At 69.7% G+C, this 17,205-nt stretch carries 17 protein-coding genes and 5 pseudogenes; 12 read left to right on the top strand and 10 right to left on the bottom strand.

Annotated elements, in window-relative coordinates:
• Nucleotides 1-196: 196 nt before the first annotated feature.
• The 3 genes and pseudogenes from poxB to ACTWQJ_RS03180 form a co-directional block, all read left to right on the top strand.
• Nucleotides 197-1,928, top strand: a pseudogene (gene poxB, locus ACTWQJ_RS03170) (ubiquinone-dependent pyruvate dehydrogenase).
• A gap of 116 nt (nt 1,929-2,044) precedes the next feature.
• The gene (locus ACTWQJ_RS03175; protein ID WP_443305078.1) at nt 2,045-2,545 is read left to right on the top strand and encodes a MarR family winged helix-turn-helix transcriptional regulator; all 501 of its coding nucleotides are present in this window, start codon (nt 2,045-2,047) and stop codon (nt 2,543-2,545) included.
• A gap of 13 nt (nt 2,546-2,558) precedes the next feature.
• Nucleotides 2,559-2,759 (top strand): annotated as a pseudogene (locus tag ACTWQJ_RS03180) (MFS transporter); the annotation flags it as partial.
• A gap of 29 nt (nt 2,760-2,788) precedes the next feature.
• On the opposite strand, the pseudogene ACTWQJ_RS03185 reads toward ACTWQJ_RS03180, so the two are convergent.
• Nucleotides 2,789-3,196 (bottom strand): annotated as a pseudogene (locus ACTWQJ_RS03185) (BTAD domain-containing putative transcriptional regulator); the annotation flags it as partial.
• Nucleotides 3,197-3,318: 122 nt separating this feature from the next.
• Between ACTWQJ_RS03185 and ACTWQJ_RS03190 the strand changes: the two are divergent.
• The gene (locus ACTWQJ_RS03190) at nt 3,319-3,744 is read left to right on the top strand and encodes a cupin domain-containing protein (RefSeq protein WP_385273042.1); all 426 of its coding nucleotides are present in this window, start codon (nt 3,319-3,321) and stop codon (nt 3,742-3,744) included.
• A gap of 48 nt (nt 3,745-3,792) precedes the next feature.
• On the opposite strand, the gene ACTWQJ_RS03195 is transcribed toward ACTWQJ_RS03190, so the two are convergent.
• Together ACTWQJ_RS03195 and ACTWQJ_RS03200 are read right to left on the bottom strand one after the other, a co-directional pair.
• Entirely contained in the window at nt 3,793-4,149 is a 357-nt protein-coding gene (locus tag ACTWQJ_RS03195) for a TetR family transcriptional regulator C-terminal domain-containing protein (RefSeq protein WP_443305079.1), read from the bottom strand.
• Nucleotides 4,070-4,618 carry a helix-turn-helix domain-containing protein gene (locus ACTWQJ_RS03200; RefSeq protein ID WP_443305108.1) on the bottom strand — a complete coding sequence of 183 codons (549 nt, stop codon included), beginning with the start codon at nt 4,616-4,618 and terminating at the stop codon, nt 4,070-4,072. The genes ACTWQJ_RS03195 and ACTWQJ_RS03200 overlap by 80 nt, the downstream gene beginning before the upstream one ends.
• A 684-nt stretch (nt 4,619-5,302) precedes the next feature.
• Between ACTWQJ_RS03200 and ACTWQJ_RS03205 the strand changes: the two are divergent.
• The 5 genes and pseudogenes from ACTWQJ_RS03205 to ACTWQJ_RS03225 form a co-directional block, all read left to right on the top strand.
• A pseudogene (locus ACTWQJ_RS03205) lies at nt 5,303-5,734 on the top strand (ATP-binding protein); the annotation flags it as partial.
• Between the two features lie 705 nt (nt 5,735-6,439).
• Nucleotides 6,440-7,045: a TetR/AcrR family transcriptional regulator gene (locus ACTWQJ_RS03210; RefSeq protein ID WP_385273102.1), complete on the top strand. Its 606-nt coding sequence runs from the start codon at nt 6,440-6,442 to the stop codon at nt 7,043-7,045.
• Between the two features lie 382 nt (nt 7,046-7,427).
• Nucleotides 7,428-7,748: an alpha/beta fold hydrolase gene (locus ACTWQJ_RS03215; protein ID WP_443305080.1), complete on the top strand. Its 321-nt coding sequence runs from the start codon at nt 7,428-7,430 to the stop codon at nt 7,746-7,748.
• A 59-nt stretch (nt 7,749-7,807) separates the two neighbouring features.
• Nucleotides 7,808-8,269 (top strand): alpha/beta fold hydrolase, encoded by a 462-nt coding sequence (locus tag ACTWQJ_RS03220; protein ID WP_443305081.1) that lies wholly within the window; start codon nt 7,808-7,810, stop codon nt 8,267-8,269.
• 374 nt (nt 8,270-8,643) lie between these two features.
• Entirely contained in the window at nt 8,644-11,649 is a 3,006-nt protein-coding gene (locus ACTWQJ_RS03225) for a S8 family serine peptidase (RefSeq protein ID WP_443305082.1), read from the top strand.
• 40 nt (nt 11,650-11,689) lie between these two features.
• On the opposite strand, the gene ACTWQJ_RS03230 is transcribed toward ACTWQJ_RS03225, so the two are convergent.
• Complete coding sequence (locus ACTWQJ_RS03230) at nt 11,690-11,932, bottom strand: RICIN domain-containing protein (protein WP_443305083.1); 243 nt, start codon at nt 11,930-11,932, stop codon at nt 11,690-11,692.
• 229 nt (nt 11,933-12,161) lie between these two features.
• Here ACTWQJ_RS03230 and ACTWQJ_RS03235 point away from each other — a divergent pair, with 229 nt between their 5' ends.
• Together ACTWQJ_RS03235 and ACTWQJ_RS03240 are read left to right on the top strand one after the other, a co-directional pair.
• Entirely contained in the window at nt 12,162-12,548 is a 387-nt protein-coding gene (locus ACTWQJ_RS03235) for an Lrp/AsnC ligand binding domain-containing protein (protein WP_443305084.1), read from the top strand.
• 61 nt (nt 12,549-12,609) lie between these two features.
• Complete coding sequence (locus ACTWQJ_RS03240; protein WP_443305085.1) at nt 12,610-12,975, top strand: response regulator; 366 nt, start codon at nt 12,610-12,612, stop codon at nt 12,973-12,975.
• Nucleotides 12,976-13,019: 44 nt separating this feature from the next.
• On the opposite strand, the pseudogene ACTWQJ_RS03245 reads toward ACTWQJ_RS03240, so the two are convergent.
• The 4 genes and pseudogenes from ACTWQJ_RS03245 to ACTWQJ_RS03260 all read right to left on the bottom strand — a co-directional run bounded on the left by ACTWQJ_RS03245 (nt 13,020) and on the right by ACTWQJ_RS03260 (nt 15,269).
• Nucleotides 13,020-13,678 (bottom strand): annotated as a pseudogene (locus tag ACTWQJ_RS03245) (response regulator transcription factor).
• Entirely contained in the window at nt 13,675-14,064 is a 390-nt protein-coding gene (locus ACTWQJ_RS03250) for a hypothetical protein (RefSeq protein WP_443305086.1), read from the bottom strand. Before ACTWQJ_RS03250 ends, ACTWQJ_RS03245 begins: the two are co-directional and overlap by 4 nt.
• Nucleotides 14,018-14,392, bottom strand: coding sequence for a hypothetical protein (locus ACTWQJ_RS03255; RefSeq protein ID WP_443305087.1), 375 nt, complete (start codon nt 14,390-14,392; stop codon nt 14,018-14,020). Before ACTWQJ_RS03255 ends, ACTWQJ_RS03250 begins: the two co-directional genes overlap by 47 nt.
• A gap of 526 nt (nt 14,393-14,918) precedes the next feature.
• Nucleotides 14,919-15,269, bottom strand: a complete 351-nt coding sequence (locus ACTWQJ_RS03260; RefSeq protein WP_443305088.1) for a hypothetical protein — start codon at nt 15,267-15,269, stop codon at nt 14,919-14,921.
• A 229-nt stretch (nt 15,270-15,498) separates the two neighbouring features.
• Here ACTWQJ_RS03260 and ACTWQJ_RS03265 point away from each other — a divergent pair, with 229 nt between their 5' ends.
• Nucleotides 15,499-16,227, top strand: coding sequence for an MFS transporter (locus ACTWQJ_RS03265; RefSeq protein ID WP_443305089.1), 729 nt, complete (start codon nt 15,499-15,501; stop codon nt 16,225-16,227).
• On the opposite strand, the gene ACTWQJ_RS03270 is transcribed toward ACTWQJ_RS03265, so the two are convergent.
• A complete protein-coding gene (locus ACTWQJ_RS03270) occupies nt 16,182-16,463 on the bottom strand; it encodes a hypothetical protein (RefSeq protein ID WP_443305090.1) in 282 nt (93 codons plus the stop codon). The two genes, ACTWQJ_RS03265 and ACTWQJ_RS03270, sit on opposite strands and share 46 nt — an antisense overlap.
• A 29-nt stretch (nt 16,464-16,492) precedes the next feature.
• Complete coding sequence (locus ACTWQJ_RS03275; RefSeq protein ID WP_443305091.1) at nt 16,493-17,119, bottom strand: phytanoyl-CoA dioxygenase family protein; 627 nt, start codon at nt 17,117-17,119, stop codon at nt 16,493-16,495.
• Nucleotides 17,120-17,205 lie beyond the last annotated feature (86 nt).

Raw genomic sequence — 17,205 nt, forward strand, 5'->3', positions numbered from 1 at the left:
GTGGGGTCGGCATCCGACAGTCGTCCGACCGAGAAGCCGAAGGTGTCCCGGCGCCGATGACGCAGTCATTCGACGGATGTGTACGCAATGTCCGTTCCTGGAGACTGATCAGGCGCTCATCAAACGCGGCGAGCCGTGATCCGGGCGGCGCCCCTGCCCCGCCGGACGCGCTCACGACCGACGAAAGGCAACCCGCATGCCCACCTTCGCCGACCACGTCATCGCCTCGCTCAAGGCCTCCGGCGTGCGCCGTCTGTACGGCCTGCCCGGTGACTCGCTCAACGGTCTGACGGACGCCATACACCGGGACGGCGGCGTCGACTGGGTGCATGTGCGGCACGAGGAGAGCGCCGCGTTCGCGGCGGCGGCCGAGGCCGGGCTGACCGGCGAGCTCAATGTGTGCGTCGGCAGCTGCGGTCCGGGCAACCTGCACCTGATCAACGGGCTCTTCGACGCCCAGCAGCCGTGTGCCGGTCCTCGCCATCGCCGCCCAGATCCCCGGCAGTGAGATCGGCTCCGGCTACTTCCAGGAGACCCGCCCGCAGGAGCTGTTCGCCGAGTGCAGCGTCTACGCGGAGGTGGTCACCAGCCCCGAGTCCGGGCCGCGCAGCCTGGAGATGGCGATGCGGGCGGCCGTCGAACGCAGGGGAGTGGCGGTCGTGGTCGTACCCGGCGAGATCTTCCTCGCCAAGACCGGCCGGGACCTGGCCCCCACGGTCGTACGACCGACTCGGACCGTCGTCCGCCCGGATGACGAGGCCCTGAACGAGGCCGCCGAGCTGCTGAACGACGCACAGCGGGTGACGATCCTCGCGGGTGCGGGCGCGGCCGGTGCCCACGACGACCTGGTCCGGCTCGCCGAGATCCTCAAGGCCCCGGTCGTGCACGCCCTGCGCGGCAAGGAGTACGTGGAGTACGACAACCCGTACGACGTCGGGCTCACCGGACTGCTCGGCTTCGCCTCCGGCTACAAGGCGATCGAGGGGGCCGACACCCTGCTCATGCTGGGCACCGACTTCCCCTACCGGCAGTTCTATCCGCGCGACGCGAAGGTGATCCAGCTCGACATCCGCGGTGAGCAGATCGGCCGCCGCACCCATGTCGACCTGCCCCTGGTCGGCAGTGTGCGCGACACCCTGCCCGCGCTGCTGCCGCTGCTGACCGTCAAGACCCACCGTGACCATCTCGACCAGGCCCTCGCCCACTACGCCCGCACCCGAAAGCCGCTGGACGCGCTCGCCGTCAACGACCGCGAACGCACCCCGATCCACCCGCAGTTCGTGGCGCGCACCATCGACCGGCTCGCGGACCGGGACGCCGTCTTCACCGTCGACGTCGGCTCCCCGGTGGTGTGGGCGGCCCGCTATCTGACCTTCAACGGGCACCGGCGGCTGCTCGGTTCGTTCAACCACGGCTCCATGGCCTGCGCGCTGCCGCACGCCGTGGGCGCGCAGGCGGCGTACCCGGGCCGTCAGGTGGTCTCGCTGTCGGGCGACGGCGGGCTCACCATGTTGCTCGGAGAGCTGTTCACCCTCCGGCAGAACCGCCTGCCCGCCAAGATCGTCGTCTTCAACAACGGCTCGCTGAACTTCGTCGAGCTGGAGATGAAGGCGGCCGGCATCGTCAACTACGCGACCGAGCTGGACAATCCGCAGCTCGCCGAGGTCGCCGCCGCGATCGGGCTGTGGACCCGTCGGGTCGAGCGGCCCGGCGACCTGGAGGACGCCCTGAAGGGGGCCTTCGCCCACGAGGGCCCGGCGCTGGTCGAGGTAATGACGGCACGTCAGGAGCTCTCCGTGCCTCCCGCGGTCACCGGGGAGCAGGCCAAGGGCTTTACCCTCTACGCGATCCGCACCATCCTGTCCGGCCGGGGCGAGGAACTGCTCGACCTGGTGACCACCAATGTCGCCCGCCGGATCCTGCACTGACCGGCCGAGGCCGAAACACATATCTCAGCGAGCGTATGTGACGCACACCTGAAACACTTGCACAAGGCAACCGAGCAACCTCATGGTTGCCCTGGGTGATGATATTGGAGGAACATGTGTCCGAGAACGCTCAGTACGAGGAGCTGATGCGCCAGCTGAGCGCCGTCGGCTCCGTGCGACGGCAGCTGGACCGGGCCCTTCCGAACGGCTCCTCCAGCGGATCCGCCATGGTGCTGGCGCTGCTCGCCCGCGACGGCGACATGCGCATCGGCAGGCTCGCGGAGCTGCTCGCCGTCGACATGTCGGTCACCAGCCGCCACGTCGCGCACCTGGCCGCGCAGGGCTGGATCGACCGCAGCCCCGATCCCGCGGACCGGCGCTCGCGCATCCTGCGCCTGACCCCCGAGGGCCGGACCCGGCTCGCCGAACTGTCCGAACGCACCACCCAGTTGCTCGCCCGGCGGCTGAGCGACTGGAGCGACGAGGACGTCCGTCGGCTGACGTGGCTCCTGTCCCGGCTCCGGGCGAGCTTCGACGACCTGTGGACCGAACAGGACTCGTACGCCGAGCCGCCCGAGGACGGCCACTCCTCCCGTACACCCGCTGTCACCACGTAAGGAAAGAAACCTCATGACAACCACCCCAAGAGCAGGTGTGCGGGCACACGCCCACCACGGAGGAGAAGCCGCCCACGCGCCGATGACACACGTGCAGATCATGCGCGCCCTGTCCGGAGTGCTGCTCGGCCTCTTCGCCGCCATCCTGTCCTCGACCGTCGTCACCAACGCGCTGCCGAAGATCATCAGCGATCTCGGCGGCGAGCAGCCGGCCCGGCGTCGTGCGCCTCCCATCGCCTCGGTCCGCCGCCCGGACCGGTACAGCGCCAGCATGAACAGCTCGCGCAGCCGCTGCCACAGCGGATGGCGGTCCATCAGGACGGACAGCTCCACAGCGGTCTCGCGGTGCGCACAGGAGGACACACCTCCAGGGCCAGGCGCGCCTCCAGGGCCGCCAGCCGCAGTTCCTCCAGCATGGCCCGGTGCTGGACGGCGAACGGCGCGTCGACACCTTCCCAGGGACTCGCCGGGCCACAGCGCGAGCCTCTGACGCAGCACCGCCACCGCCCGCTGCGGATCTCTCTGTGTCGCCAGGTTCCTGGCGCGGGACACACAGACGCGGAACTCGTCCGGGTCCAGGCGGACGGCCGACAGGCGCAACCGCGGCGAGGGGAGGCCGGTCCCCGGCGCCGGCCTTCGACATGTGTGCACACGTATTCAGGTTGGCCGACTTACGCCCTTGTGTGTCTACTGAGACACATGGTTGTTTTGTGTTGGAAGAACTTTCTGCCTGCCTGGTCGGCTTCGATGCCTACCGATCGAAAGGACCTGTGATGATCGATCGCCGCTCTCTTCTCCGTACCAGCGGTGCCGCGGCGGCCGGCGCGCTCGGCGTAGCCGCTCTGTCGTCGACCGCCGCAGCTGCGGACTCCGATCCGACTGCAGGTGTCACACGCACCCTGCTTCAGGAACACCCCTCGCCCGCCGAGGGCTGGGAAGCCGTGCAGACGCTCGTGCAGATTCCCCGGCACAAGGAGTCGGGCCGTCACAGCCATCCCGGTGTCGAGGTCGGATACATCGTCCGCGGCGACGTCCTGATGGAGTTCGACGACCGGCCGCCGCTCCGGCTGCGCACGGGTGACCCGTTCTTCATCCCGAACGGTGTCATCCACAACGCTCGCAACGTCGGCACGGTGACCACGATGATGCTCTCCACGTACGTGGTCGACGAGACGAAGCCCCTGGTGACCAACTACTAGGACTCCCCTTTCCTCCAGCGGCGAGCCGGGCCCGACCCACGCGCTGCCTCAGTCCAGGACCTTCAGGGCCGTGGACGCGGCCGACTCCAGGAACGACCGGTCCGCGCGTGCGTTGCCCATGACATGCAGGCCCTGAATGAACGTGGTCAGGAAGCGGGCCAGTTCCACCGGGCTCTGTGCGGTGCCCAGGTCGCCCCGCGCCCGAGCGCGTTCCAACGCCCCGGTCAGCACGGACTCCACGGCGGCCATGGTCGACCTCACCTGTTCGACCGTGCTGCCGTGGGCGGCGCGCTCTGTCGTCGCGTTGACCAGCAGACAGCCGCGTTCAGGGTCCGACACGTCGGCCAGGGCCAGCGCGAGCAGCACACTGCGCAGCGTCGTGCGAATGTCGGGGTCGAAATCCATCTGCCCCTCGAGATCCGCGACGAGCCCGTCGCAGTAGCGTTTCAGGGCCTGTGCATATCAGGCCCTCCTTGGAACCGAACGCCGCGTACAGGCTGCCACCGCCGATTCCCAGCCGGGCTGTCAGATGCGGCAGTGGCGTGGCGCTGTACCCCTGCTTCCAGAACAGCTCCATGGCCCTTTTCAGTGCCAGGTCGGTGTCGAACGCACGAGGACGTGCCATACCGTGGGCCCCTTTCTCGGAGTCTTCAGCGCGTGCAGAGTCGACTGACTGCCGACTGCAGTGGTCGGAGAGAGAAACATCTCCTGGCCGAAGGGCGCGAAGCATGTGCGCACCGTGGCCGTATGGTGTCTGTTGGTCGGGGCAGGTCAGTGCCAAATGCTTATGCTCAGGGGCATGCCTGGCGGATGTTCTCCGGCTAGCCTCGACGGCATCGACGGCAACGGTCCGAGGACAAACATGCAGCTGCATTTGAACTACCCCCTGGAGCCCGACAGCGCGCCTCTCCACGCAGCTGCCATCGTCGAGGCCGCGGCCGACATCAGTGACGCCGAGCTGGACTACAGCCCCGGGAGCATCGGCCTGGTGGAGGACATAGTCGACGGCTTCCGGACCGACGGTGCCACTGGCCAGGAGATGGCCGACTCCCTCGTCGCCTTCGGCTGTTACGTCGGCGAAATACTGACGCGTCACGCACGGTCTGGCGCCTCACGCCGGACCCTCAGCACACCGTCCCCCTGGTCATGGAACTCCCCGACACACGCGAGTGCCACCCGATCGACTGGGTTTTCCGCCGCCTCAAGCACGGAGCGGACGTCAGCATCCGCGGTCTTTATGCCGAGGCCGCTCCGGACAGCGGTCCCGCTGCAGGGAGTACGCACGGCTGAGGCCCGTCGGTGAGCCCGGCCGGCCTCGCAGCCACCCGGTGGAGACGAAGTCGGGTGTTAAAATGTCCGTTATCTTTTTCAGCGTCGGGCGGAGTGCAACCGCTGTCGTGTGCCGGCGCTTGGGTGAGACACATCCGGGCCGGGGCAATCCCCCGTGCCGCTCGGATCGGTCCTTCGCGAACGCACCTCGTCTGGTGGACACACCCGCTGCTGGTTGGAGGGGCCTCGGGGAGGGCACAAGGTGAGCGCACATGTGTGGTCGGACGGCATGTCCCTGGTCGGCCGCGAGCACGAACAGGAGCTGGTGGCCACGCTGCTGGCCGGCCTGTCCGGCGGCGGGCGCGTCCTTCACCTGAGCGGGGCCGAGGGTATCGGCAAGACGGCCGTCCTACGGTTCGCGGAATCGGAAGCGGCGCGGCGGGGCATGCCCGTGCTGTCCACTGCCTGGGCTCCGACCGAGCGAGGAGTGCGGCATGCCGCGCTGCACGCGTTGCTCCACCCCCGTCTGGCCCGGCTCACCGATTTGCCGGCCGCGGAACGCGCGATGCTGGAAGAGGCGTTCACGGGCGCCGTCGGGTCGGCACCCGAAGACCTGGCCGCGGTCGCGCTGCGCCTGCTATCGGTGACACCTGGGCCGGTCTTCGTGTGCGTGGACGACCTCGACCGGCTTGATGCCGCGAGCCGGGACACCGTACGCGAGATGGCCCGGCTCTGCGGCGAGACAGAGGTGGGCATGGTCGTAGCCGAGCGGGGGGGACCCGAGGAACGGCTCGTGATGGACGCGCTCGCCGTCACGCTGGAGCCGCTCTCCGACCAGGAGGCCCGCGCGCTCGTCGAACGTTCCGGGCACGCCACGGCCCACGCCGGAAGGGAACTCGTCCTCACTGTGGCGCGAGGAAACCCGCTCGCGCTCACCGAGCTGTCGCTGAACGGCAGCGCTCTCCTGGACGCCGCCGGCCTCGGCATGCTGCCGGCGACACCGCGCCTGGCCGAGGCGTATGCGGAGAACCTGGAGGGCCTGTCGGCACACGCGCGCGGTGTACTGCTCACCGCGGCGTTGAGCATGTCGCCGGTGGCACAGGACGTTCTCGGCGCGAGCACGCGTGTGCTGGGGAGCGAAGTCGCGGCGCGGGCCGGTCTGGACGAGGTCGTGGAGCGCGGGCTGGTGAGCGAGAGCGACCACCGCCTGCGCTTTCCTCAGCCGCTGCTTCGTGTGGCGGTCCTCCACCTCGGTCGACCTTCACATGCGATGAAGCGAGGACGCGAGTGGCATTCCGGCATGGCATCACATGTGAAGCACACCACGCCGTGCAAGGCCCCCCGCAACCCTCCTCCGCGCCGTCCCGACCGGTGTCCCACCGCTCCTAGAATGGAGCGCACTGGTGCGGTGAAGGGAAACAGTGATATGGCACACGTTCTGACACCCAAGGGACGGGCCACGCGCACTCGAATCGTGGTCGGGGCTGCCGAAGTCCTACGGGAGACAGGCCTCACAGCAACACTGGACGACATCCGGGAACGGACCCACGCGAGCAAGAGCCAGCTGTTCCACTACTTTCCCGGGGGCAGGGAGGAGCTCCTGCTCGCGGTCGCCCACTATGAGGCGGACCGGGTCCTGGACGATCAGCAGCCGTACCTGGGCCAACTGGATACCTGGGAGGCCTGGTACCAGTGGCGGGACACGGTCGTCGAACGGTATGCGGAGCAGGGCGATACGTGTTCCCTCGGAGCACTGCTCAAACAGGTCGGCTTCGCCTCACAAGGCACCCAGGCAGTTGTCAGTGAATTGATGCGGACGTGGCAGAACCACATCGCCGACGGAATGCGGGCGCTCCAGAACAGTGGCCGACTGCCGGACGCGTTCGATGTGGACACAGCCGCCGCCGCGTTGCTGGCCGGATTGCAGGGGGGAGTGGCGCTCCTGCTCTCCACCGGGCAGATCACGCACTTGGAAGCGGCCTTGGACTGGGCAATTGCCCAGCTACGGGCCGCTGATCAGACAGCGGTATGAGTGGACCGCACGCCCCGGGCCTTGCTCTTGCGGGCTGCCAGGGCCTCGCTGAGGAGTCCGCCGAACAGCATGGGTCCTCCTTCGCAGCCGGCCCGCCGCGGACCGCGCTCCGCGAGCGCACTGAGTGCGCCATGGAGATCCACCACGTCATCCCCGACTCGGATGCCTGGGCGATCATGGGTTGGAGGCACCTGTACTCGGACACGCTCGGGTGGCAGGTGAGGCCAAGCCACATGCCGTCGGCCGAATACCATCCGAGGAACTCGACCCCGGCCTTGATCCGGCGTCGGCACCGCGCCGCTCTTCTCGGTGTGCCTCGCGGTCGCCCCTATCGAAGGCCAGTGACGAGAAGTTAGGATCACACCTTTCGCAGGGGTCGATCATGGCTGTACTCAAGGGTTCTGTTCTGCTGGTTCACGGGTTCTTTCACGGCGCCTGGTGCTGGAGCGAGGTGTCGCTCGATCCCGCCGCGCGGGGTGTGGCGTCGGTGGCCGTCGACATGCCGGGCCACGGTCTGAAGGCCAGACGGCTGGCCGCGAGCACCAGACGTCCTCATGTCCCATCGGACTTCTCGTCCGAGAAGTCCCCGATCGCGGACGTCGACCTCGACACGGCGGCCACGGTGCTCGCCGAGCAGGCCCGGCGGGCGGGCCGTGGCGAACCAGTCACCGCGGTCGCTCACAGCATGGACGGCGCTCGCTGACCCTGGCTGCCGAACGCCACCCCGAGCTCTTCGGGCATCTGGTCTACGTGACCGCATACATGCCCGCTTCCGACACCCCTTGCATCACCTATCCATCACTGCCGGAGGCTGAAGGGCAGGAGCCGCTGGGTCTGCTCGCTGCCGATCCCGCCGCAGTCGGCGCACTGCGTGTCGACACCACGGCCGACGACCTCCGGCCTGCTATCCGCAGCGCGTTCTACGGCGGTGTCGACCAGGACGTCGCGGACGCGGCGATCGCTCTCCTCGGCTGCGAGTCACCGACCGCCATGGCCACACAGCCCATCACACTCACCGCGCAGCGCTGGGGATCGGTCCCGCGTACCTACGTGCTGTGCACCCAGGACAACACCATCCCTGTGGCCCTCCAGCGCCTGTTCATCACCCAGGCCGACAGCGCCTTCCCGCACAACAGGACCCACGTGGTCACGCTGGAGTCCGCACACGCACCGTTCCTGTCGATGCCCGACCGGTTGGCCGACGTCATCGCCGGGCTCGTCTGAACCAATCCGGATACGGTCGCCGAAAGCACTGTTCCTGTCGATGCCGCGCCCGCCGCGTTCGCTGGAGGCTTCGGTTCAGCCGTCGCACGTCCCGCATGGATGACGGCTCGGGGCCCACCACTCACATGTATCTCGGCTGGGTGATTGCGGAGCGGCCCAGGTATTGCCCGCCGGTCATGGCGCAGTTGGTCATCCGTCCAAACCCGCCATCGAACTGTCTGGACACCTCTCCGAGGAACAGCGTTCACTTTCTTCGCCGCGACGACGTTGCCACCTCCGTTGCTCTGTTGTCGTCGCACTCCTTGGCCCCGCACGCGTAGCACCACTCGAAGGTGCTTGATACACCTTCCGGCTCACTCCCTCAGGAGGAACGTGTGAGTTCCACGCTTCGAAGAAAGACACTCGCATCGGGTGCGGCGGCTCTCGCTGTCTCCCTCGCCACCGTCTGTTCCGGCACACCGGCGCAGGCCACAGGCAGCCCGGGGACCCCCACCCCCTTGTCCGGGCACCTCCCGGCCGGCCGTTACATCGTCACCTTGAGGGACGCGCCTGTCGCGCTCTACGAAGGTGGCGTGGCCGGCCTGGCCGCCACCGCGCCGGAGCCGGGCGGGAAAGCCGACCCCAACAGTGGCGACGCGCACCGCTACCGGGACTACCTCAAGGGCCGGCAGAACAAGGTCGCCGCCTCGGCCGGGGCCGGGATACGCAACCGCTACACGACGGTGACCAACGGTTTCACGGCGAACCTGACGGCTGTTCAGGCCGCGAGACTGAGTCGGCAGCCGGGTGTGCTCAAGGTCAGCCCGGACGGGTGGAACAAGGTGACGGACGACTCCAGGTCGACCGACTTCCTGGGCCTGTCGGGACGGCACGGCCTGTGGTCGAAGCTCGGAGGCACCGCGAAGTCCGGAAAGGGTGTGGTGGTCGGCGTCATCGACACCGGCATCTGGCCCGAGAGCGCGTCGTTCGCCGGGCCCGCCCTTGACACCGAGCCCCCCACGTCCAAGGATCCCTACCGCCCGTTTCTCAAGGGCGACGAGATCAAGATGAAGAAGGCCGACGGAGGCACCTTCAGCGGCCACTGCCAGACCGGTGAGGAGTTCACCGAAGCCGCCTGCAACACCAAGCTCGTCGGCGCGCGGTACTTCGGCGACGGCTGGCTGGCCGCGACGCCTCCGGAGAAGCGCAACGACTACGTGTCGCCGCGGGACGGCGGGGGCCACGGCACTCACACCGCGTCCACCGCGGCGGGCGACGCGAACGTCCATGTGACCGTGGACGGGCATGACATCGGGAAGATCTCCGGAGTGGCGCCGGGCGCCGTCGTATCGGCGTACAAGGCGCTGTGGACGGGCAAGGACGAACAGGACTCCGGCGGCTACGACTCCGACATCGTCGCGGCGATCGACCAGGCGGTGGCCGACGGCGTGGACGTCATCAACTTCTCGGCCGGCGGCCTGGTGGAGTCGCAGCTCGATGCGCCCATCCAGCAGGCCTTCCGGGCCGCGGCCCAGGCGGGGGTCTTCGTCTCCACGGCCGCGGGCAACCAGGGGCCCGACGCTCGGACCCTGGACAACACGGCGCCCTGGACCACCACGGTCGCGGCGAGCACGCTGGCGCTCCCCGAGGCCACCGTGAAGCTGGGCGACGGCCGGACGTTCGTCGGTGGCAGCACCACCGTGAGCGCGGTGCTCGGGCCGAAGCCGCTGGTCCGGGCCGGTGACGTGAAGACCCCCGAGGCCGGGGACGAGGCGGCAGGGCTGTGCCGGGACGGCTCTCTCGACCCGGCGAAGACGGCCGGGAAAGTGGTGGTGTGCGACCGCGGCGTCACCGCCCGGGTCAGCAAGTCCGCCGAGGTGGCACGGGCGGGCGGCGTCGGCATGGTCCTGGTCAACACCACCGACCTGGACACCGACGCGGACATCCACACCGTGCCCACCGTACATCTGAACGTCCCGGGAGCCATGACGGTCCGCGACTACGCGGCCACGCCGGGCGCCACCGTGACGCTCCAGCCAGGCGGTTCCTCTGGGGCGCCGTACCCGCAGATCGCGCCCTTCTCCTCCCGCGGCCCCTCGACCGTGAACCAGGGCGCGCTGATCAAGCCGGACATCGCCGCCCCCGGCGTAGGCGTGCTCGCCGCCGTCGCGCCGCCCAGCAACCTCGGTCACGACTTCGACTTCCTGTCGGGCACGTCGATGGCCGCCCCCCAGATATCCGGTCTTGCGGCCCTCTACTTCGGCGTCCACCCCACGTGGTCCCCGATGGCGGTGAAGTCCGCCATGATGACGACCGCCGTGGACACCAAGACCGCGTCCGGCGGTGCGAACACCGACCCGTACGAGCAGGGATCCGGTGAGGTCGATCCGGCCGCCATGCTCAACCCCGGCCTGGTGTACGACGCGTCGAACACCGACTGGCTCGGATATGAGGAAGGCCTCGGCATCGACACCGGGACCGGTACCGATCCCATCGATCCCAGCAACCTCAACTACCCGTCCATCTCCGTGGGCAAGTTGCTCGGCTCACGCACCGTCACCCGTACGCTGACCGCGGTTCGCCCGGGCGTGTACCGGGCCTCGGTGAAGCTGCCCGGCTTCCGCGCCGAGGTCACACCCGCCACGCTGCGCTTCACCCGCGCCGGCCAGACCGCGAAGGTGAGCATCAAGCTGACGCGCACCACCGCGGTCTCCGGCACGCCGGTCACGGGGTTCCTGACCTGGACCAGGAGCGGACAGGTCACGGTCCGCAGCCCGATCGCGGTGACCCCGTACGCGCTGCTGGCCCCCGACCGGGTCGTCGGCACCGGGAGCGAGGGCGGCGTCTCTTACTCCCTGACCCCGGGAACCGAGAAGGTGACACTCACCGGCTACGCCCCGGTCGCGGGCCGGCCGGTGCAGGGGGAGGTCTCCGCCGCGGCGGACGGTGAGCAGGACTTCGCGTTCACGGTGCCCGAGGGCGGCAAGGCGGGCGAGTTCTTCGTCACGACGGACAACCCCGACGCGAAGGTGGCCCTGCTGATCTGGACGGCACCGACGGACGGGCGGCCCGGGCAGATGATGGGCGACCTGAGCGCGTACGCGCACCAGGGGCGCGTCAGCCTGTCGTCCCTGCCCCCTGGCAAGTACCTCGCGTCCGTCTTCGCCTTCGACTACCTGGAGGGCACTTCCTCCACGAAGTTCACCCTCCAGTCGAACCTGGTGGGGATGGACGCCCCCACGACCGGTACCTTCACCGTGTCCCCGACGCGCCCCGCCACCGAACCGGGCGTGCCGTTCACCGCCACCGGCAAGTGGTCCGGTGTGAATACGACCGCTCCGGCCACCGCGTACGTCGGGTACCCGGACGGCACGGGCACACTGGTCAGCATCGGCGGCTGACCGGTCGGCTCCGGTGGGCCGCTCAACGGCCCGCCGGAGCTCAGGCCGTGGACCACTTGTGGTTGAGACCGCCGGAGCAAGACCACAGTTGGAGCCGGGTGCCGTTCGCCGTTCCGTTGTCGCGTACATCCGCGCACTTGTCCGCGAGACCGCTGACCAGATCGTGGCTGGAGTTCAGCACGAACCGCTGTGCGGAACAGCCATTGCAGTCCGCCAGTTCGAGGTCCGTCCCGTCGGAGGCCGAAGAGCTCGCGAGCTGAACGCACATGCCCAGTGCGCGCATGGTTCCGTCCGTGAACATCCCGAGCGTGACGCGTGGCTGAACCGTTCACCCCCGGCGCCGCTTCTGGAGCAGTCGTCTTGGCCCCGGTCGTGCCCTTCGTCGGGGCAGTGCCGTGCCTGCCGGGAGGCGCGGAGGCCTTGCTCGACGCGCCGCTCGTCGGCGAGGAGGACGTAGGGCTTCCCACGCCGGGCACGACGTGCCGGTAGCAGACGGTCGACAGCATCGGCTCGTGCAGCAGCTCGAAGGAGGCGTGCGCCCGGACCTCGTCGGCGAGCGGCGCCGCGTTGGCGAGCGTCGACTCGATCCAGGAGCTCTTGGCCACGGTCTCGTCGCCCTCGCGGCGTTCCCCGAGGTCGTCGAGATGCGCTCCACCACGGGCGAGGTCGACCTGCTGCTGAAGATCGTGGCCCGGGACATCGCGGATCTGCACCGCATCTCCGGGGAACTCCTCGCCGTGCCCGACGTCGTGCGCACCAGCACGGTGATCTCGCTGCGCGAGGAGTTGCCGCCGCGCACCCGCGCGCTGATCGAGCGAGCCGCCGACCAGTGGCTCCGGGAGGGCGGTCGGCCGAGCCAGGGCCCGAGGGTGCGTGTGGGATCCCCCCTGCATGAGTGATACACAAACCGTAGGGCTCCCCCTATGGTCCGGCCGCGAGAGCGTTCGGCATGCTGAGACCATGTCCATCAACATCGTCGTCGTAGACGACGACCCTGGGTTCCGCCGCATCGCCACGACGCTGCTGACGGCACGGGGCCTGCGTGTCGTGGCGGAGTCCCAGGACGGCGCCTCGGCCCTGGCCGCGGTGCGGGCACACCACCCCGACGGGCTGCTGCTCGATCTGCACCTGCCCGATCTGGACGGACTGACCGTGGCGCGTCGGCTGACCGAAGAGGACAACCCGCCGCGGATCGTGCTGACCTCCACCGACAAGTCGTTCTGGTCGCAGGAGGAGTTGGAGAGAGCGGGAATCAAGTCCTTCGTCGCCAAGGACAAGCTGTTCGACGCCGACCTGCGGGGCCTGTTCGCACCTTCCGCCTCCTGACGGAAGCCCCCTGGGCAGTGGCCCTCTTGCCCCTGCCCGCGTCGCTACTGTCCGAGGTAGCGCAGCACCGCAAGTACCCGTCGGTGCTGTCCGGTTGCCGCCTGGCTGAGCCCCAGCTTCATGAAGATCCCGGTCACGTGCCGCTCCACGACGGCGACGCTCACGAAGAGCTGCTCAGAGATCCCCGTGTTGGAGTGGCCTCTGCCATCAGCGCCAGGACCTCCCGCTCCTTCGGCGTCAGCGCGGCCAGCGGGTCCTCCGGACGCTTGCGCCCCAGTAGCGCCGCGATCACGTCCGGATCGAGGGCCGAGTCGCGGGCCAGGACCCGCTCGACGGCGTCGATGAGGATCTGCGGGCTGGCCACCTTCTCCTTGAGGAGATAGTCCACCCCGCTCGGGTCGTCCCCGACCAGGTCGAGCGCGTAGGAGGCGTCCAGGAACTGGGAGAGGACGATGACGGCGGTCTCCGGCCGCGCCGCGCGGATCTTCTGCGCGGCCCGCAGGCCGTCGGCCTCCAGTTCCGGCGGCATCCGGATGTCGGTGATCACCACGTCGGGGCGGTGCTCCTCGGCTGCGCGGACGAGGTCCACCGCGTTGTCGGCGGCCTCGACCACGTCGATGCCGGCCTTGCGCAGGATGGCCGCGATGCCTTCGCGCATGAACGGCTGGTCTTCACCGAGCACCGCCCGCAGTGGTTGGCTCATGGCGGCATCCTAGCCTGACCGTCGCCGGCCAGGCCCAGCAGCGCGGCTCTCCAGGCAGTCGACAGGATGACTTCGGGCAGTGTGGGGCCGTACGCCGGGTTCAGCTCGGCGGCCTTCGCCGGCACCGGCTCGCTGTGCCTGAGGGCCTCGCCCCAGCGCTGCCGGTGGCAGGCGCTCATCGACCTGAGGATGCGCTGCGTCAGGTCGCTCAGCGGATGTGTTCTCCGAGTGCGCATCAGGGTCCCGGCGACGGTCCCGCCGGCCTCGTCGGTCTCGCCCGCCAGCAAACGGTTCAGCAGTGTTGTCGGCAGGAGCTGGTCCTTCACCGACAGCGGGACGTCATGGTGGTGCAGGGCACGGCGCAGATGCGCCTCGGCCTGGGGCACCGGGAACAGGCTGCCCATCCGGGCCAGTTCCAGGCATCTGGGCGTGGGTGACCGCGTCCGGCGGTGTCCGCACCACTTCGCGGGCCAGGGTGCGGGCCTCCTCGGGTTCGCCGGTCTCCCACAGCAGCGGGACCAGCCGCGCCGCCAGCCGCATCCGCCGGGGCGTGGCGGGCAGGGCCAGTTCCATCGCACGGCGCAGATGCGCGACGCCCGACGTCAGCGCGAGGGGTGTGACCTCCCGGGCGGCCGCCTCCAGGACGCGGATTGCGCGCTCGTCGCCGGGCTCGGCCAGCTCGGCGATCTCGGCCGCGAGCGCCGCCGTGGGCATGCCCCTCCACGAGCCGTAGGCCGACCGAACGCCGGGGCATGGACAGCCGTACGGGCGGGGGCAGCGTGGCGGCGACGGCGTCACGCACCGACGGGTGCGCGAAGGTGAGGCGCTCCTGCTCGGCCCACATCAGCCCCGTCGCCAGCACCTTGCGCAGTGGGCGCAGCAGGACCGACTCCCTGCGCCCCAGCATCCGGGACAGGTGCCGGACACCGAGGCTGTCGCCCAGCACGGAGCCGGTCAGCACCAGTTCCCTGGCGTGCTGCGTCAACCGGTCGAACCGACGGGCGATGACGGCCCCGGCCAACGCGTCGTCTCCGGCCCGGACATCACCGTTCACCTCGGCCAACGCGTCCTGTCCGGCCGGGACATCGCCTTCCGCCCAGGCCAACATGTCCTGTCCAACCGGGACATCGCCTTCCGCCCCGGTCCGCGAGGCGATGACGTCGATCGCCGATGGATGGGGAAGCGTTTTTGACGTCATACGGCAGCCGGTCTGGGCCGTGGACTCCGATCACATGGTGAGCTACGCGAACCCCGTGGCTGCCGAGATGATCGGATACGTCCGTCCGACCTGCTGGGCCACGACGGTCGCCTCGCCACCGTGCCCGGGGCACCGGAGCCCGCACTCGCCGGGCCGACCGGCACCGCGCGGGGCGAGGGCACGCTCACACGTGTCGACGGTTCGCTTCTGCCGGTCGAGTGGACCCGGGTGCCGCTGCCCCGGCCGGGCGGCGCGGCCCTGTACGTCTTCCGGCCCCTCGTCGCCGAGCTGGTCCCCGACGGTCGTGGGCCCCGGGACGCGGGACCGCCGTTCCGGCTCCTCGCGCACCGGCAGGCGGAACGAGAGCGCCACTACGCCAGGACCCTCCAGCACGAAGTCCAGGAACGCATGGTCAGAGCCCTGCTCGGGCTGAACATGGCGCGGGAGGAGCTGTGCTCGGCCCCCTGCGCAGGCAATCGACCTGCTGCACAGCGCGGCACGCGACACCGAGGAGGTCCTGGCCGGCGTCCGGGAGGTCACCGACGCCCTGTGCCCCGGGGCCCTGCGCGTCGGAGGGCTGCCCGCGGCGCTCACCGCCCTCGCCCGGCGCTGTCCGGTGCCGATGACCGTCTCGAGCACCCTGACCGAACGGCTGCCCCGGCTGGTCGAGACGCACGTATATCTCCTCGTCGCGGAGGCCGTCGAGCGGGCCGTGGACCACGGCCGAGCCGCTCGCGTCCAGGTGACCGCCGACCTCGCAACGAGCCTGGTGGTCACCGTCGTCGACGACGGAGTGCCGCCCGCGGGGGTGGCTGCCGTCGATGCGGTGCGGGTGGTCCTGGTGGCGCTGCTGCCGTGGGCCTGGAGCGCGTTCGGAACACCGGGCATGCTCGTGCTGGCTGCGGCCTTGGGCCTGGCCGGGGCAGTGTTCGATCCGAATCTGGGGGCGCTGGTCCCGGACTTGGTCCGCTCGGACGAGGTGCAGGCCGTCAACGGGCTGATGGACCTGACGGGACGGATCGCCCGGGTGGCGGGCCCTGGTGCGGCCGGTGCTCTGCTCGTGCTCATTCCGCAGGCCGCGTTGTTCTGGCTGGATGCGGCCACCTTCGCCGTGTCCGCCGCGGTGCTCGCGGTCCTGGGACGGTCCGCGCGACCAGTTGCGGCTGAGTCGGTGCCGTCGGCAGAAGCAGTGCGGCTGCGGGTCCGGTCTTTGCTCCACGCGCATCCCGCCACGGGAGCAGCGATCGCGGTGCACGGCGCGGGGATCTTCGCGCAGGCCGCGGTCGTACCAGGCCACGCCGAGGATCACGGTGCCGCCGCCGTTGGGGTTGTCCTTCTCGGGTCGAAGTAGGCGCACTCCCAGTCCCAGAGCATCAGCTCGTCCGGGCGGGAGCGGAGCCGCTCGTCGGACTCCCTCAGTGACTCGATGCACCGGCGGGCCGTCGCCTCGTCGGGGCAGTAGTACGTGCAGTCGCTGCGGGCGATCACCTGTTTGTCGCCACGGCGGTCACCGTCGGCGTCCTCTCCGGTAAGGACGCGGACCCGCGTGGGAGCGTCCTGATCCAGGAACTCGTTGAGGATGGTCATGGTGGTGCTCTCCTCTCGCTCTTCGGGAGTTACCAGCCAGTGCCCGTGATCGGGTGGAGGCTGGAGCTTGAGCCGTCGCGCCGGCGGATGCCGCCGGGCGCCACGTAGCGGATGCTCAGACCGAAGCGGGCGCCCGTGCCCCGGTTGGAGTGGGAGCAATGCACCAGGCGGGTGTCCATGAGGACTCCGCTCCCGGCGGCGACCGGTACGGGCATGCCGCGGGTGTCGGGGGAGACGCGCGTGCCGAGAGCGCGGCCGCGAGCCGCGCCGGTTGCGACCTCCCGTTCGTACGGGAGGTAGCCGGCGCGCTGCGAGCCGGGCACGACGTGCAGGCAGCCAGTCGTCACGTCGGCATCGGTGAGCGCGATCCAGACGGCCACCGCGTGGAAGGGATCCAGCTCCAGTCGGTCGTTGATGCCGTCCTGGTGCCAGGGCACCTCGAAGTCGCGGCCGGGCCATTTGACGACGAGGAAGGTGTTCTCGACCGCGATGTCGGGGCCGATCAAGTCTCGGACGGCGTTGACCAGGCGGGGAGCCCGGACGAGAGTCTGAGCCCACTCCTCATCGGCATGGGGGTTGCGTACGACCTCACGCAGAGACGGTGGATCGTCACGAGTTCGGCGGCGCGAGCCCGCGCTGTGGCAGGTGACGCCCATTGGTGGAGTTGCCTGTACCCGGCGGCTCCCAGCAGGCCGTCGTCTGCAGGCGCGCTGTCAGGCGGTGCGGTTGCGTCGGATGACGG

Origin of the sequence: Streptomyces sp. KR55 (assembly GCF_052245645.1) — a bacterium.
Lineage (GTDB): Bacteria > Actinomycetota > Actinomycetes > Streptomycetales > Streptomycetaceae > Streptomyces > Streptomyces flavusporus.

Excerpts from the sequence above, each read along its gene's own strand:
- ACTWQJ_RS03220 (WP_443305081.1), top strand. The coding sequence starts at position 7,808 with ATGCCCGCTTCCGACACCCCTTGCATCACCTATCCATCACTGCCGGAG.
- ACTWQJ_RS03210 (WP_385273102.1), top strand. The coding sequence starts at position 6,440 with ATGGCACACGTTCTGACACCCAAGGGACGGGCCACGCGCACTCGAATC.
- ACTWQJ_RS03265 (WP_443305089.1), top strand. The coding sequence starts at position 15,499 with ATGACCGTCTCGAGCACCCTGACCGAACGGCTGCCCCGGCTGGTCGAG.
- ACTWQJ_RS03270 (WP_443305090.1), bottom strand. The coding sequence starts at position 16,463 with ATGACCATCCTCAACGAGTTCCTGGATCAGGACGCTCCCACGCGGGTC.
- ACTWQJ_RS03240 (WP_443305085.1), top strand. The coding sequence starts at position 12,610 with ATGTCCATCAACATCGTCGTCGTAGACGACGACCCTGGGTTCCGCCGC.
- ACTWQJ_RS03200 (WP_443305108.1), bottom strand. The coding sequence starts at position 4,618 with ATGCAGCTGCATGTTTGTCCTCGGACCGTTGCCGTCGATGCCGTCGAG.
- ACTWQJ_RS03275 (WP_443305091.1), bottom strand. The coding sequence starts at position 17,119 with ATGGGCGTCACCTGCCACAGCGCGGGCTCGCGCCGCCGAACTCGTGAC.
- ACTWQJ_RS03255 (WP_443305087.1), bottom strand. The coding sequence starts at position 14,392 with ATGCCCACGGCGGCGCTCGCGGCCGAGATCGCCGAGCTGGCCGAGCCC.
- ACTWQJ_RS03190 (WP_385273042.1), top strand. The coding sequence starts at position 3,319 with ATGATCGATCGCCGCTCTCTTCTCCGTACCAGCGGTGCCGCGGCGGCC.
- ACTWQJ_RS03195 (WP_443305079.1), bottom strand. The coding sequence starts at position 4,149 with ATGGATTTCGACCCCGACATTCGCACGACGCTGCGCAGTGTGCTGCTC.
- ACTWQJ_RS03230 (WP_443305083.1), bottom strand. The coding sequence starts at position 11,932 with ATGCGCGCACTGGGCATGTGCGTTCAGCTCGCGAGCTCTTCGGCCTCC.
- ACTWQJ_RS03215 (WP_443305080.1), top strand. The coding sequence starts at position 7,428 with ATGGCTGTACTCAAGGGTTCTGTTCTGCTGGTTCACGGGTTCTTTCAC.